The sequence below is a fragment of the Bradyrhizobium sp. HKCCYLS1011 genome (assembly GCF_051167795.1).
Lineage (GTDB): Bacteria > Pseudomonadota > Alphaproteobacteria > Rhizobiales > Xanthobacteraceae > Bradyrhizobium.
In genome coordinates, this window is the sequence record NZ_JBNPTT010000011.1 from 273326 (window position 1) to 287993 (window position 14668).

Genomic DNA, 14668 nt, shown 5'->3' on the forward strand with positions numbered 1-14668 from the left:
AGCTCAGCTCGCCTCCGCAAAGGAGGACTGGATGACCTTCTGCTCGGTCACCTCGTCGCTGGTCAGATCCGCAACGATCGCGCCGTTGCGGAAGACATAGACATGGTCGCATTGCTTCAATTCATCGGTTTCGGTCGTGTACCAGAGAAAGGTCCGGCCAGCGTCCGCCTCTTCGCGGATCAGATCGTAGACTTCGAGCTTGGTGCCGACGTCGACACCGCGCATCGGATCGTCCATCAGCACGATGCGGGCGTCCGAGCCGAGTGCGCGGGCGAACAACGCCTTCTGCTGATTGCCGCCGGACAGCGAGAGAATGTTCTGGTGAACGTCGGGCGTGCGGATCCTGATCTTGTCGCGCCAGAGATTGGCCAGCGCATCTTCGCGTCGCGGCGAGATCAAGAGGCCCTGGCGCAGGCTGGGCAGCGAACGCACCCCGATATTTTCGGCGATCGACCATAGCGGGAACACGCCGTCAGCCTGCCGGTCACCCGCCACCAAGGCCACGCTGGCCGTGACCTCCGCACGCGCATCAGCGCGCATCGCAGCCGAAAATATGGCGAGCAGGAGCTCGGTCTGGCCATGGCCGGCAAGCCCGGCAAGGCCGATGATCTCTCCCTCATGCGCGACCAGCTCGCCGATGCCACTTTGTCGCCTGGGGCGGCCACGGGCCCGAAGCGGCGATTGCCCGCGCGCCCGGCCCTTGTTCGTGCGAGACTCGCGCGCGTGAACCTCGACGTCGCCCATGGCCGCGACCAGCCTGTCGCGATCGAACGTCGCAGCATCAGCGTCGGCGACCGTCCGGCCATCGCGCATCACCACGATGCGATCGCAATGCTCGAGCACCTCGCCCAGGAGATGCGAAATGAAGATGAAGCTGACGCCGTCGGCGACGGCGCGACGCATGAAGCCGAGCAGCTGGCGAGCGGTGTGGGCATCGAGCGATGACGTCGGCTCGTCGAGGATGATCAACCGCACAGGCTCATCGGTCGCGGTGAAGGCGCGCGCGACCTCGACCATCTGGCGCCGCCCGATCGGAAGATCCTGAACCAGATCGGATGCACTGATGCCGTGCCCCGGAAAAATGGCGTCGAGCTTTTCGAGGATCAGCCGACCCGCCTTGCGGCGCCAGTTGAACCCGGTGAGCGAGGGATGAAAGACGCGGGTGTTCTCGGCGACCGTCAGGTTGGGACAGAGCGAGAGCTCCTGAAAGACGCAGCGAACCCCGAGCTTCTTGGCGACACCAGGCGAGTACCCGGCCGGCGCCTCGCCCAAGATCGTCAGAGATCCACGATCGGCCGATGCCGTGCCCGCGAGGACATGCATCAGGGTCGATTTGCCCGCGCCATTATGGCCGACTAACCCGAGGCATTCGCCCTGCCCGACCGCGAGATCGACACCACCGAGCGCACGGACGGCACCAAAATGCTTTTCGATGCCGTCCAGCTGGACGAGCTTCGGACTCGTGACAGTCATTCCACCCCTGCCACCCTTGGCCCTTGCTCCCTTGCGCTTCGCGAACCGCGCGCCCCTTCAGCCGTCATTTCATGTTGGCTTTGATCGCCGCGATGGCTTCCGCTTGCGTGTATTCGTGGCTCGCGACACCGCCGTTCGGGATGTTGGGCAATTCGGTCTCGAAATTGTCCTGCGTGAAAGCAAGATAAGGCACCAGCAGATCGTGCGGGATGGTCTTGTTGCCGTCCAGCACCTGCTGAGCGACCCAGAACGCCAAGGTCGAGACGCCGGGCGCGATCGAGGCGGACCAGGTCTTGTAGCCGTCCTTGGCCTTCTGCTCCTTCCACCACTGCAATTCGTCCTGCCGGTTGCCCATGATGATGGTGGGGCGCGGTTTGCCGGCGGCTGCGAAGGCCTGGGCCGCACCATAGCCGTCGCCGCCCTGATCGACCACGCCGATAACGTCAGGCAGCGAAGGCAGCACCGTCGCGACGGCCTTCTGGGCCGTGGTCTGATCCCAGTCGCCGGTCACCGAGCTCACGATCTTGAACTCCGGATGCGCCTTGACCCCCTCGAGGATGCCGGCGTGAATGGCGTCGTCGATCGAGGTCCCCGCAAGGCCGCGGATTTCGAGCAGGTTGCCGCCCTTGGGCTGGAACTTGGCCATCTCCGTGACTTCCTGCGTCCCCATCGCCTTGAAATCGACGACGACCCGGTAGGCGCAAGGTTCGGTGACGATGCCGTCGAACGATACGACCACGATGCCGGCATCGCAGGCCTGCTTGACGGCGCCGTTCAGGGCATCCGGCGAAGACGCATTGATGACGATCGCGTCATATCCCTGCAGGATGAGATTTTGAATCTGCGCCGCCTGGGTCGGCACGTCCTTGTCGGCGGTGGTGAAGACATCGGCCGCAGCGACGACCTTGTCGGCGACCGCCTTCTTGGTGACGATGTCATAGCTCTTGAGCATCGCCTGGCGCCAGGAATTGCCGGCATAGTTGTTTGAGAACGCAATCTTCTTTCCGCTGGTGTCGGCGAACGCCGAGCCCGCGAACATTGCGCTACCGATAGCGCAAACAGCCAGAATCCGGATGCCGGACGTCATGAGTTTCCTCTCCCTCATTGGCCGCACTTCAGACTGCGGACCTTGGTTTTTCTGGTAGGAGTGCGCCGGACGATATCGCCGCGCTGACGGTTCGACAAGCTGACATGTGCCATGCATGTCGGTGTCACCGCGCAAGCTGCTGGCCTCGCATGTCGACCGATCATGCGATGATGTCACACGTGCTCCGCGGGCAAGTCGTTCTGGTCACACTGCGGGCGGCGCTGGGAATCGCGCGTCGGACCGCAAAATCAGAGAAAGATGCAGTTGCATTATCTTGGGTGCCACCCCATCTCGGAGGCGCGCGCATCTTTGCGACGTCTCCCTTTCACGAGAGCATCACATGTCCTTTTACGATTCGACCGTTCCCGCCTATCTCCAGATCCTCACCAGCCTCACTGGCCTGCTTGCCAAGGCCGAAGCCCATTGCGAGGCCAGGAAAATCCAGCCGGAGGTGCTGCTGAACGCGCGGCTCTACCCGGACATGCTGCCGTTCACCCGCCAGATCCAGCTCGCCTGCGATTTCGCCGCCAAGGGCTGCGCCCGGCTCTCCCACAGCGAGGTGCCGAGCACCCCCGACACCGAGACGAGCTTCGCGGAGCTGCAGCAGCGCCTGTCAAAGACCATCGATTATCTGAAGACCTTCAAGCCGGCCCAATTCGAGGGTGGTGACACCAAGGACGTCATCTTCCCCAGCGGGCCGAACGCGACCGCGACGCTGAAGGGCCAGGACTTCGTCAACCGCATCTCGTTTCCGAATTTCTATTTCCACGCCGCGATCGCGCACGGGATCCTGCGCCACAACGGCGTCGAGATCGGCAAGCGAGACTTCCTGGGCATGGCCTGACCGATGCAGCCGGCCGCGGCTGCCGATCGCGGCCCTCCTCTGCGCAGTGCGAATGGCTGCCCCGATTGCGACTTTCGCCGCAACGCACAATTGTCCTTCACAGACCATCATCCGGAAAGATCACATGAGCACGTCGTCGAAGTTGTTTGAGCCTTTCAAGCTTGGTCCGATCACGCTGGCAAACCGCGCCGTGATGGCGCCCTTGACCCGCAACCGTGCGGTCGACGGCATGGTGCCGGGTCCACTGGCCGCCGAATATTATGGCCAACGCGCCTCCGCCGGCCTCCTGATTACCGAAGCCAGCCAGATCTCGCAGCAGGGCCAGGGCTACCAGGACACCCCCGGCATCTATTCCAAGGCGCAGGTCGAAGGCTGGCGCAAGGTCACCGACCGCGTGCATGCCAATGGCGGCCGCATCTTCATCCAGCTCTGGCATGTCGGCCGCATCTCGCACGTCTCGCTGCAGCCGAATGGCGGTGCGCCGGTCGCACCCTCGGCGATCCAGGCCAAGACCAAGACCTTCGTCGGCGGCGCCTTCACCGACGTCTCCGCGCCGCGCGCGCTCGAATTGTCGGAAATCCCTGGCCTCATCGAGAGCTACAAGCAGGCCGCGCTGAATGCGATCGAGGCCGGTTTCGACGGCGTCGAAATCCATGGCGCCAACGGCTATCTGCTCGACCAGTTCGCCAAGGACGGCACCAACAAGCGCACCGACGCCTATGGCGGCTCGATCGAGAACCGCGCCAGGCTGATGCTGGAAGTTTCCAAGGTCGTGGCGGACGCAATCGGGCCTGAGAAGACGGGCATCCGCATCTCGCCGGTGACACCTGCCAACGACGTCTCCGATTCCAATCCGCAACCGCTGTTCGATTACATCGTCGACCAGCTCAACGCGCTGAACCTGGTCTATCTCCACGTCATCGAGGGGGCGACGGGTGGTCCGCGCGACATCGCGCCGTTCGACTACGCCTCGCTGCGCAAGCGCTTCAAAGGCGCCTACATGGCCAACAACGGCTATGACCTGGCGCTCGCCAACAAGGTGCTGGACGCCGGTGCGGCCGACCTGATCGCGTTCGGCAAGCTGTTCATCTCCAACCCCGATCTGGTCGAGCGGCTGAAGCGAGGGGCGCCGCTCAACGATTTCGACAAGAACACCTTCTATGGCGGCGGCGCCAAGGGCTATGTCGATTATCCGGCGCTGAAGGAGGCGGCGGAGTAGTCGCGCCTCCCCTCTCACACGGTCATTCCGAGGCGATGCGTAGCATCGCCTCGGAATGACGGACCACAAAGGCCGGGATCGCTCCCGGCCTTTCTTGCCATTGCGCTCACGATCTTTCACCTGAGGCGCGATGACATCGCGCGCACTCAGAACGTCGCCTTGATGCCGGCATAGACTGCGAGCGGCGCGCCGGGCAGCATGCTGCGGGGATCGTTGAAGGTCATCAGGTTGGCCCCGCCCGGGGTCGAGTTGTTGAACCCGGCCGGATTGAAGACGGTGCCCGCCGAGTAATAGTGATTGTTGAACAGGTTCTGCACCAGTCCGAACACTTCGACGTTCTTCGTCACCTGGTAGGAGGTGTGCAGGTTGACGACCCAATAGGCCGGCACCTTGGGATAAACGTTGGAATCGTCGCGCAGCAGATACTGGCTGCCGACATAGTTGATGTCGGCGCCGAGCTTCCAGGCGTCGGTAACAGCATATTCCGCACCGAGCTTCAGGCGATGCGCCGGGACCAGGGGAATGTGGTTGCCGGGCGTGACGGTGACCGTCGTCTGCAGATTGGGATCGTTGACGTTGAAGGTGCTCCGGAACGTTGCGTCGACGAAGGTGTAGTTGGCGTAAGCGGTCCAGCGATCCCAGGACAGATCGACCTTTGCCTCGACGCCCTGGCGCAGGGTGGTGCCGGCATTCGCGAAGTACCCGTGGTTCGGAACCACGAGGCTCGCGATGTTGATGATGTCGTCGCTGTTCTCGGTGCGGAACAGGCTGACTCCCCAGCGCAGCCGCCAACCATTGTCCGCCGCCTTCGGCGCTTTGCGCGGCAGCGGCTCGACAGCGGCTGCGCCGCCCGACCACTCGCCGCGCAGGCCGCCCTCGATCGTGTGCGACACCACCTGCTTCAGCGGCGGATCGGCGATCAGGAAGTTGTCGACCTGACAGGGACGGACGGGATCGGAACATCCGAGCTCGAGCGGCGTCGGCGCGCGGTTCGCTTCGGAATAGCCGGCATAGGCGGTCAGGTTGGGCGTGACCTTGTAGGTCAACCCGACCACCGGATTGAAGCGCTGGAAATTGTTCTTGCTGGTCAATAGCGCATTGAGGCCGGTCTCGTCCTGCAGGTTGATCTGCGCCCAGTTGAAGCGACCGCCGGCGGTGAACGACAGTTGTGAGGTGATATCGAAGGTGTCGGTCGCGTAGAAGCCGAGATAGGTGTTCTTGGCGGTGAGGTTGACGGGCGTGAGGTCGGCCAAAGGCTGATCGATGGTGATGCCCGTGCCGGTGACGAAGAAGTTCTGATCGATCGTGCCGAGCTCGGAATTGGCCTGGAAATTCGACCGGCCGTGATCGAGGCTGGTGCCGACGACGAAATGATTGTCATGGCCGAACAGCTGATCGGTCGAGGTCGCCTGCAGCGAGCCGCCATAGCTGTTCGAACGGGTCCAGTTGCGGTCGATCTCGCCGAGCGCGGAATTGGCCGCCAGCGTATTGAGAACGGCCATGTTCTGGTTGATCGGCGTGGTGCCATCTCCGATGCAGAGCTGTCCGTCGAGCGCGCCGCCCGCGTCGCAGGCCTGGGCATCGGTGCCATTGCCATCGAAATGGAACGCGCGATAGGCACGGAAATAGCCGTTGGCCTGGACGGTCAAGGTGTCCGTCGGCGTCCACTTCGCATTGGCCTGCAGGAAGGCGAGCTGCAGATGCGTGGTCTGCGGCCAGGTGTAGACGCTGGACCAGCGCTGGTTCAGCATCTCGATCGGCGTGGCGACGACCCCGCCGAGCTTGTTGTCGGCCCCGGTGAAGGAGACGTGGAATTCGGTCTGATCGCCGCGCGCGCCGAGATCGACATACATGCGACGGACCTGCGAGGACGACGAATAATCGCGCCAGCCGCGGTCGTAGGCGCTGTCGGCAGCGACATAGGCCGAGAAATTTCCGTCCTGATAGCCGGTCTGCGCGTTGCCCGAGATGCGCCCAAAGGAGCCGCCGAACAACTGAGCCTGGGTGCCATGATAGGTGAAGCCGTTCTTCATCTCGATCGACAGCGCACCGCCGGTCGCGTTGAGGCCGAACAGCGGATTGTTCGGCATCAAGGTCATGCGCGCGATCGCGACTTCAGGAAGCAAGTCCCAGTTGACGACATCGCCGAAGGCTTCGTTGATGCGGGTGCCGTTCTGGTAGACGGCGATGCCCTGCGGCGTGCCCGGCACCGGCGAGGCGGTGAAGCCGCGGTAATCGAGATTGCGCTGGAACGTGTTGCCGGTCTGGTCGCTGAGCGAGACGCCCGGCAGGGACTGAAACATGCCGTCCAATAGCGTCGGCGTCCTGGAATGATCGAGAGCGGCCGCGTCGATAGTCTGGAAGTTAGATGGGATCTTTTCCTTGTCGATCTCTCCTCCCCCCGGCACCGGCGCCACGCCGACCACTTCAATGGTGTGCAAGGTCTCCTGCGCAAATGCAGCCCCCGGCAGCATCGCACAGGTCAAGAGCAGCGCGCGCTTCAGCGCTTTGAACTTGGTCAAGACGTCCCCCATCGCTTCGACCTTTTTTGTCCCTGACTGTCGGTCGCAACTACCGGCCAGCCCGCCCTCGGTCGAACGAAACGATACACAGGGCAACATTGTGAGTGAGCCGACCGGGCGGCCGCAACAAGCATTATTCTCAATGCGAGCAGGAGATTTTCCCGAGGTGTTGTTTGCGCGTTCCGTCCGCGCTCAGCGCGGCCGCAGATGCAGCGGAACGTTCAGGGTCACCTGGCTTTGGGTCATCGCGGGCGGAAACGGCGGATAAGGCTGGGCGCGCTCGACGATGGACATGGCCGCGCGATCCAGAGCTTGTGCGCCCGAGCTCCGCGCGAGCCGGTGCGACCGCAACCGGCCGTTACGATCGATCGCGACGCTGACCATCGCCGTCCCGCTCGCTCCGCCGCCATCGGCGGGATAAGCCGCCGCCCGGGCCAGTCGCGCCTCCACTTCGCGATTCCAGGATGCCTGCCCTGCCCGCGCGCCTTCGCTCTCCGCGCCGGGATTGGGCGCCGAAGCCATCCGCATCGGCCGGCTCGCCGCGGCCGCGGGCTTTGGCGTCGCCGTCCTGTGCGCCGTCTTCTCGCGCGTCTCGTCCTCCTTGCGCCGCGCCTGCTCGTTGGCCCGCATGGGCTTGTGCTGCTCCGGCTTCGCCTCGACAGGCTTGGATGGCGGAGGTGGAGGCGGTGCGACAATCGCATCATCCGCGCGCGGCGGCTCCGGCGTGGTCAGCGCGATCGGCGGCTCAGGCTGCGGTTCGACCTTCTCCGGCTCGGGCTGCAGTGGCGTTGGCGCAGTGACGGCATCCGGCGTGACCGCCGGCTCAGTTGGGGCCGGCTCGTCCTGCGGCGGCGCGAGCATCGACTGCTCGACCGGCGGTATCGGCGTGGCCGGCAGGGCCTCCGGCGCGGCAGGCGCCGGCGGGGCGACCGCCGGCATGAACGCGACGTCGATCGCAGGCGCTTCCGCGCGTCCCTCCGGCGCAGGCCTGAGCAACAAATAGGCTGCGGCGATTCCGACATGAAGCGCAGCGACGACGAGCGCTGCCACCGTCCACAGCGCAGCGTCGCGGCCCTGCTCCCGATCGAACGGATCGAGCGTCAGCACGCTCACGGCGTGCTCCGGTTTTCCAAGGCAACGAGCGCAACCTTCGTATAGCCCGCGTTGCGCAGCAGGTTCATCACATCCATCACCTCGCCATAGGACAGCGCCTGATCGGCCCGCAGCAGCACCCGCTGGCTGCGATCACCGCCGGTTGCGGCATCGAGCGCGGCGGCGACGTCATCGCGTGCGGCCACATTGTCGTCGACGGCGAGCGAGTGGTCGGCCTTGAAGGTGACGAAGATCGGCTTGTCGGGGCGCGCCGCTGGCTCGGCCGAGGCCGACGGCAGGTTGACGGGAATATCGACCGTCGCAAGCGGCGCTGCCACCATGAAGATGATCAGCAGCACCAGCATGACGTCGATGAACGGCGTCACGTTGATCTCATGCGTCTCCGCGAACTCGTCGTCGCGCTTGGCAAGCCGGATCGCCATGGATCTACTCCGCGCTGTCGGCGATCGACAGCGTCGGCGCATCCGCGGCGCGCAAGGTGCGCCTGGTCTCGATCGGCATCGCCGCGCGGTCGAGATCGCGGCTCAGCAAGCGCATGATCGCGACCGAGGAATCCGCCAGCACCGCGCGATAGGTGCCGGTGGCGCGAGCGAACACATTGTAAATCACAACGGCAGGAATCGCGGCGGCAAGGCCGAACGCAGTGGCGAGCAGCGCCTCCGCGATGCCCGGAGCCACCACCGCGAGGTTGGTCGTATGGGCCTGCGAAATGCCGATGAAGCTGTTCATGATGCCCCAGACGGTGCCGAACAGTCCGACGAAGGGCGCGACAGCACCGACGGTGGCGAGGAGACCGATGCCGCGCCCGATGCGCTGCACGGCCGCCGCCTCGATCCGCTCGAACTGCCAGCTGACGCGCTCCTTGATGCCGTCAGCCGGCAGGCCGCGCGACTTCTCGATCTCGTCATCGGCAACGCTAAGAAGACGGCCGGTGACGCTGTTCTGCTCGCCGAGTTGACGGATGGCATCCATCAGCGAGCGCGCCACCATGACGATCGACAGCGCGCGCCGCGCATCACCGCGCACGCTGCGCAGCTGGATCAGCTTGACCACCAGCACGGTCCAGGTCGCAACCGACGCCAGCGCCAGCCCGATCATAACCGCCTTCACGACGACATCGGCCTGCACGAACATGCTCCAGGGCGACAGCGCCGCGGGCAGCGTATCGAGCTGCGGTTGCACCATGTTGTCCTCCCCAGGCGATGCCATGTCGACGCGGAAGCGGGACTCCGGCGGGCTCGCGCTGTTGTTTTGTCGTTTTGCGGGTATGAGAGTGCGTCCGGTTGCCGCCCACTTCAAGGCGATCGTCGGCAGAAAATATCCAAGGGACGCCGGGAAAAATTCCCGAAACGGCCGGGACAAACGTCATCACGGGCTGCACGACCGATGGCGTCCGAGCAATTCCGTTGCGCGACGGAACGCGATAACGTCGCCTGATGACATCGACGCCTGAGGACATCGTGCGCCGCGCCGCGGCCAGCTTCAATGCCGGCCGCATCGACGAGGCGCGCCGGCTCTGCGAGCAGGAGCTGAAGCGCACCCCCGGCGAGCCGATGCTGAGCCATCTGCTGGCCGCGGTGCTGTTTTCGCGTCACGACGTGGCCACCGCCCGCGTCCATATCGCGGCAAGTCTGGCCAGGCGCCCCGACAACGCCGCCGCGCAGCTGCTCGCGGCGCGCATCGCCCGCGCGGGCAAGGATTTTGCCGCTGCGCTCGGCCATGTCGACCGCGCGCTGGCGCTGGCGCCGCAGCGCGATACGTTGGTGGAGAAGGCGCGCATTCTCGACCAGGCCGGGCACCGGACCCAGGCTCGCGAGACCTGGCAGGCCATCCTCAAGGCCGTTCCTGATTCTGGCGAAGCCGCCGCGCGGCTTGGCCGGCTCGCGTTCGAGGATGGCGATCTCGCCGGCGCGGCCTCTTATCTGGAGCGAGCAACATCGGCTGACGCCCCCGCCTCGGCCTGGTTCGACCTCGGCCTGGTGCGACAGGATCAGCGCGATCACATCGCAGCGGCGGCGGCCTACAGGACGGCGCTCGCGCTCAAGCCCGATCATGCCGAGGCCGCGCTCAATCTCGGCATCGCGCTGCAGGAGAGCGGCGATCCAGAGGCGGCGATGCAGTCCTACAGCGAAGCCTATCGGCTGCGGCCCGAGATGTTCGGATCGATTGCGATGGCGCTGACCTCCGCCTCGCACGGCCGGCTGTGGCTCGACGAAGCCGCGCTGCGGCTTGCGTTAACGCGTTAGCCGGCCGCGCCGGGCGCGAAACCGTTTGCGATAGACGTTCGGCGCGGCCAGCACCTCGGCGACCGTCTTGGAATAAGCGGCTTCATGCGCCGCATCGAACGGCTCGAATACAAGCTCCAAGGCGTCGCGCGGCACCGGAAAACATTGCGCGACCGGCGTCCCCTTCGGCACCACGCCGCAAAAATCAGGCGCCGTCCACAGGGCCGGGAAATTGATGCCGCCGTCATGGAAACGATCCGCATCGACGAGGCCGGTCACCGTGCGAAACGGCAGATCGTCGCGATTGACCGGATGGGTCGCAAACAGCGACCAACCGTCGGGGCATTCGATGGTCCAGAAGCTGTTGAACTTGATCGCGGCCTGCTCGCCTTGCGCAAACGGAGCGCCGGCAAATTGCGCGGCGACATGAAAGCTCAGCGGCGCGCGAGGATGTCCCTCGGTCGCGGGCGCCGGGATGTCCCAATCCCAGGAGAAGGCGCCGCGTTCGACTTCGACGTCGCAAGGCAAGAGGATCATCACGCCATGCGCCATCGCGTCGACGAAAGGCGGACACTGCTTGACGGTGCGGATGTCGCGGCCATGCAGGTTGGAATGCGCCGACGCCGGCATCCGCCGCAGCCAGTCCGGCAGCATCGCACGCGCCGGAACCGGCCGCGGCAGATACGGCTCCAGCGCGGGATCGCAGCGGAAGGTCATGCGCATCGAAGAGCTCCATTGCGCCGGCTGACGGCAACACTTGTGCCGGCGAATTAGGGCAGTCACGGGAAGTTAAGGGCCCGGGTGACCTTCGTCCCTTCCAATCACCCCTTCACTGTTCCCGCTTGATCCACGCGGCGCCATTTCGCCAAAGCTCAAGTTTGCTCTTGGCAAACGGCGTCCATTGCGCAGTCGCCGGGAACGTCGTCGTCCAGGCGGCCGGAAACGGATCGCCTTTTTCCCGATGCGGCATCAACGCAAAGAAGAAGCGGCCGCTGCTTTTCTCCCAGACGGCCAGCGCGTCATTCTCCCCGCACTTGAGAACACCGCCATGCATGAACAAACCGCAACCCGAGTAGATCGCACCATCTGGCTCGATGGTCATGCCGTAGTGCTCGCGTCCTGCATCATCACGACACTCGGAACAATCGCCTCCGACCTGCCAAAGGGCGACTAGGAGTCGCTTGCGATCGGGCTCAGGCACTTCACGAACGGCATCATAGAATTCCTTAATCTTCAAGGGCTCTCGATGATGCGCACGCGCATCAGCTGTCAGCCCGCGCATGGTCGTCCCGGGCTCCGGGGAAAAGTTGATCAGATGGGTGGTTGTCTGATTGTTCTGTCCGTCCCAATCGACCTCCTCAGCATCCTCACCCGGAGCGACCGGTGGAATGAACGCTAGACCATGGTCGGTCGCTTTTGTGACGATCTCGTCAAATCCGACGCAACGTAGCCCGAGTTCGTGCCCCGTCAAACCAGTCTCGCTCGTCGCGATCAACGAAATCGTCGAGCATTGCAAGCTGGCTGCTTCACCTGCTTCCAGCAGGATGCCCGCTCCCGTCGGACCCGACCAGCGCGCCAATACGGTAAATGGCGGCTCCACATCAGGGAAATATGCTTCCGCAAGAACCTTCCCTTGATATTCGAGCACCTTGTGCATTTCCTGATTGGTGCCGACGACGAGCGTCGCCGTTCCGACGGTGAGCGTGCCTTCTTTTCCAGAATGCGCAACCGCATTCAGTGCGGCGATGCGCTGATTGATCGTATCTGACACACACGCGCGCATCCGATCCGGGCTCGCAGTGCCACAAACTTTGTCCCTTTCAGACAACCATGTCCTCTGATCGCCCTGCAGCGCGTCGTGAAGAGTGGCATGACCGGCGCCCAATTTCGACGTATCCGCCTTTTTGAGGCTCTCGAAATACAAGCTTGCGAGCCGCGCATCCTGCTTCACCAGTGTCGGGTCCGAGCAAATTGCAGTCTCGACAGGTGTTCTTGCCTTAGCGCAGTCGATCGCTTGTGCCGGCAATGCGAGCAGCCATGCACTGAACAGCGCACCAAAAACATGCCAAGCAAACGCACGCATATCCTTACCGTCCTGAAGCCACTTTCCGAAAGCGACAACTAGGCTATCCCTGCGCGCGTTTCAACCGAGCGTTACCGCCAAACATGATACACGCTCCTCGAACTATAAGAATGTAAAAAAGGCCGGGATCGCTCCCGGCCTTTCGTTTTTTTACTCCGCCGTCATGCCCCGCGCAGGCGGGGCATCCAGTATTCCAGAGAAAGCCGCTTCAACAACGGCTGCCGCGGCCTACTGGATCGTCCGCCTTCGCGGACGATGACAGCGAGAGCGGAGTTGGCAACCTGCTCTCTCACTTCGCTTCCGCACGCTTCGGGGGCGACGCCGGCCACGACTTGATCAGCGTGTCGTAGTCGATGGTTTCGCCCTTCGGCTTCTCGTTGGCGAGCTTGCGCTGCGGCGCGATGTTGCCGTCCTTCGCCGACTTGTTGAACCAGTACTCGGCGGTTTCCTTCTTGTTGAGCTTCGGACCGCAGTCGCCCTGCACCTTGGACTTCTCCAGACGCTCCAGCACCGAGTCCTGGGCCGCCGCGAGCGAGTCCATTGCCTGTTGCGGTGTCTTCGCGCCCGAGGCCGCATCGCCGATGTTCTGCCACCACAGCTGCGCGAGCTTCGGATAGTCAGGCACGTTGTTGCCGGTCGGGGTCCACTGCACGCGCGCGGGCGAGCGGTAGAACTCGATCAGGCCGCCGAGCTTCGGCGCACGCTCGGTGAACGACTTGTCCCAGATGTCGGATTCACGGATGAAGGTGAGACCGACATGGCTCTTCTTCAAGCTCACCGTCTTGGAGACGATGAACTGCTGATACAGCCAGGCCGCCTTGCGGCGATCGACCGGGGTCGACTTCAGCAGCGTCAGCGAGCCGACGTCCTGGTAGCCGAGCTTCATGCCGTCCTTCCAGTACGAGCCGTGCGGCGAGGGAGCCATGCGCCACTTCGGCGTGCCATCGGCGTTCATGACCGCAAGACCCGGCTTCACCATGTCGGCGGTGAAGGCGGTGTACCAGAAGATCTGCTGGGCAATGTTGCCCTGCGACGGCACCGGACCCGACTCGGAGAAGGTCATGCCCTGTGCCTGCGGCGGGGCATACTTCTTCAGCCAGTCGAGATATTTGACGATCGAATAGACCGCCGCCGGGCCGTTGACGTCGCCGCCGCGCTCGACCGACGAGCCGACTGGACGGCAGCCTTCCATGCGGATGCCCCATTCGTCGACCGGCAGGCCGTTCGGGATACCCTTGTCGCCGTTGCCGGCCATCGACAGCCAGGCGTCGGTGAAACGCCAGCCGAGCGAGGGATCCTTCTTGCCATAGTCCATGTGGCCATAGACCTTGACGCCGTTGATCTCCTTGATGTCGTTGGTGAAGAAATCAGCGATGTCTTCGTAGGCCGACCAGTTCACGGGCACGCCGAGCTCGTAGCCATACTTGGCCTTGAACTTGGCCTTGTAGTCGGGGTTGGTGAACCAGTCGTAGCGGAACCAATAGAGGTTGGCGAACTGCTGGTCCGGCAGCTGATAGAGATGGCCGTTCGGCGCTGTGGTGAACGACTTGCCGATGAAATCGTCGACGTCGAGATAGGGATCGGTGACGTCCTTCGCATCCTTCGCCATCCAGTCCGTCAGGTCGACCGCCTGGCCGTAACGGAAATGGGTGCCGATGAAGTCGGAGTCGTTGATCCAGCCGTCATAGACGTTCTTGCCGGACTGCATCTGGGTCTGGATCTTCTCGACGACGTCACCTTCCTGGATGATGTCGTGCTTGACCTTGATGCCGGTGATCTCCTCGAACGCCTTGGCCAGCGTCTTGGACTCATATTCATGGACCGTCAGGGTCTCGGAGACGATGTTGATCTCCATGCCCTTGTAGGGCTGAGCGGCCTTGATGAACCAATCCATCTCCTTCATCTGGTCGTCCTTGGAGAGCGTGGACGGCTGGAATTCGGAATCGATCCATTTCTTGGCGGCCGCCTCGTCGGCGAACGCCGGCGCGCTGACCGTGGCAGATACCGCCATCAGTGCGAACGCGCTCGTCATCATAAAGGCCTTTGCCCTCGTGGCAGGCCCCTTCCTTACCGGCAGATGTCGCATGGTGTTCCTCCGTTGC

Annotated in this window: 12 protein-coding genes; 3 read left to right on the top strand and 9 right to left on the bottom strand. The window is 63.8% G+C overall.

Going from position 1 to position 14668, the window contains the following annotated elements:
* Positions 1-3: 3 nt before the first annotated feature.
* Together ACQR1W_RS32515 and ACQR1W_RS32520 are read right to left on the bottom strand one after the other, a co-directional pair.
* Positions 4-1473 (bottom strand): sugar ABC transporter ATP-binding protein, encoded by a 1470-nt coding sequence (locus ACQR1W_RS32515; protein WP_434854589.1) that lies wholly within the window; start codon positions 1471-1473, stop codon positions 4-6.
* 64 nt (positions 1474-1537) lie between these two features.
* Complete coding sequence (locus ACQR1W_RS32520) at positions 1538-2560, bottom strand: substrate-binding domain-containing protein (RefSeq protein ID WP_434854590.1); 1023 nt, start codon at positions 2558-2560, stop codon at positions 1538-1540.
* Between the two features lie 340 nt (positions 2561-2900).
* Here ACQR1W_RS32520 and ACQR1W_RS32525 point away from each other — a divergent pair, with 340 nt between their 5' ends.
* Both ACQR1W_RS32525 and ACQR1W_RS32530 read left to right on the top strand, forming a co-directional pair.
* Positions 2901-3404 (top strand): DUF1993 domain-containing protein, encoded by a 504-nt coding sequence (locus ACQR1W_RS32525; protein WP_434854591.1) that lies wholly within the window; start codon positions 2901-2903, stop codon positions 3402-3404.
* Positions 3405-3528: 124 nt separating this feature from the next.
* On the top strand, positions 3529-4623 hold the full coding sequence (locus ACQR1W_RS32530; protein WP_434854592.1) for an alkene reductase: 1095 nt from the start codon (positions 3529-3531) through the stop codon (positions 4621-4623).
* A 146-nt stretch (positions 4624-4769) separates the two neighbouring features.
* Here the strand turns inward: ACQR1W_RS32530 and ACQR1W_RS32535 are convergent, their stop codons facing one another.
* From ACQR1W_RS32535 to exbB, 4 genes are all read right to left on the bottom strand, one after another.
* Complete coding sequence (locus tag ACQR1W_RS32535) at positions 4770-7145, bottom strand: TonB-dependent receptor (protein ID WP_434854593.1); 2376 nt, start codon at positions 7143-7145, stop codon at positions 4770-4772.
* A 192-nt stretch (positions 7146-7337) separates the two neighbouring features.
* On the bottom strand, positions 7338-8258 hold the full coding sequence (locus ACQR1W_RS32540; protein WP_434854594.1) for a TonB family protein: 921 nt from the start codon (positions 8256-8258) through the stop codon (positions 7338-7340).
* Entirely contained in the window at positions 8255-8680 is a 426-nt protein-coding gene (exbD, locus tag ACQR1W_RS32545) for a TonB system transport protein ExbD (RefSeq protein ID WP_434854595.1), read from the bottom strand. Before exbD ends, ACQR1W_RS32540 begins: the two co-directional genes overlap by 4 nt.
* A gap of 4 nt (positions 8681-8684) precedes the next feature.
* Entirely contained in the window at positions 8685-9443 is a 759-nt protein-coding gene (gene exbB, locus ACQR1W_RS32550; protein WP_434854596.1) for a tonB-system energizer ExbB, read from the bottom strand.
* Between the two features lie 251 nt (positions 9444-9694).
* On the opposite strand from exbB, the gene ACQR1W_RS32555 reads away from it, so the two are divergent.
* Complete coding sequence (locus tag ACQR1W_RS32555; protein WP_434854597.1) at positions 9695-10504, top strand: tetratricopeptide repeat protein; 810 nt, start codon at positions 9695-9697, stop codon at positions 10502-10504.
* Here ACQR1W_RS32555 and ACQR1W_RS32560 read toward each other — a convergent pair.
* The 3 genes from ACQR1W_RS32560 to ACQR1W_RS32570 form a co-directional block, all read right to left on the bottom strand.
* Positions 10493-11206, bottom strand: a complete 714-nt coding sequence (locus ACQR1W_RS32560) for a hypothetical protein (protein ID WP_434854598.1) — start codon at positions 11204-11206, stop codon at positions 10493-10495. The genes ACQR1W_RS32555 and ACQR1W_RS32560 overlap by 12 nt on opposite strands.
* Before the next feature lie 106 nt (positions 11207-11312).
* Entirely contained in the window at positions 11313-12566 is a 1254-nt protein-coding gene (locus ACQR1W_RS32565; protein ID WP_434854599.1) for a lysozyme inhibitor LprI family protein, read from the bottom strand.
* 289 nt (positions 12567-12855) lie between these two features.
* Positions 12856-14598 carry an ABC transporter substrate-binding protein gene (locus ACQR1W_RS32570; RefSeq protein ID WP_008973483.1) on the bottom strand — a complete coding sequence of 581 codons (1743 nt, stop codon included), beginning with the start codon at positions 14596-14598 and terminating at the stop codon, positions 12856-12858.
* Positions 14599-14668: the final 70 nt, after the last annotated feature.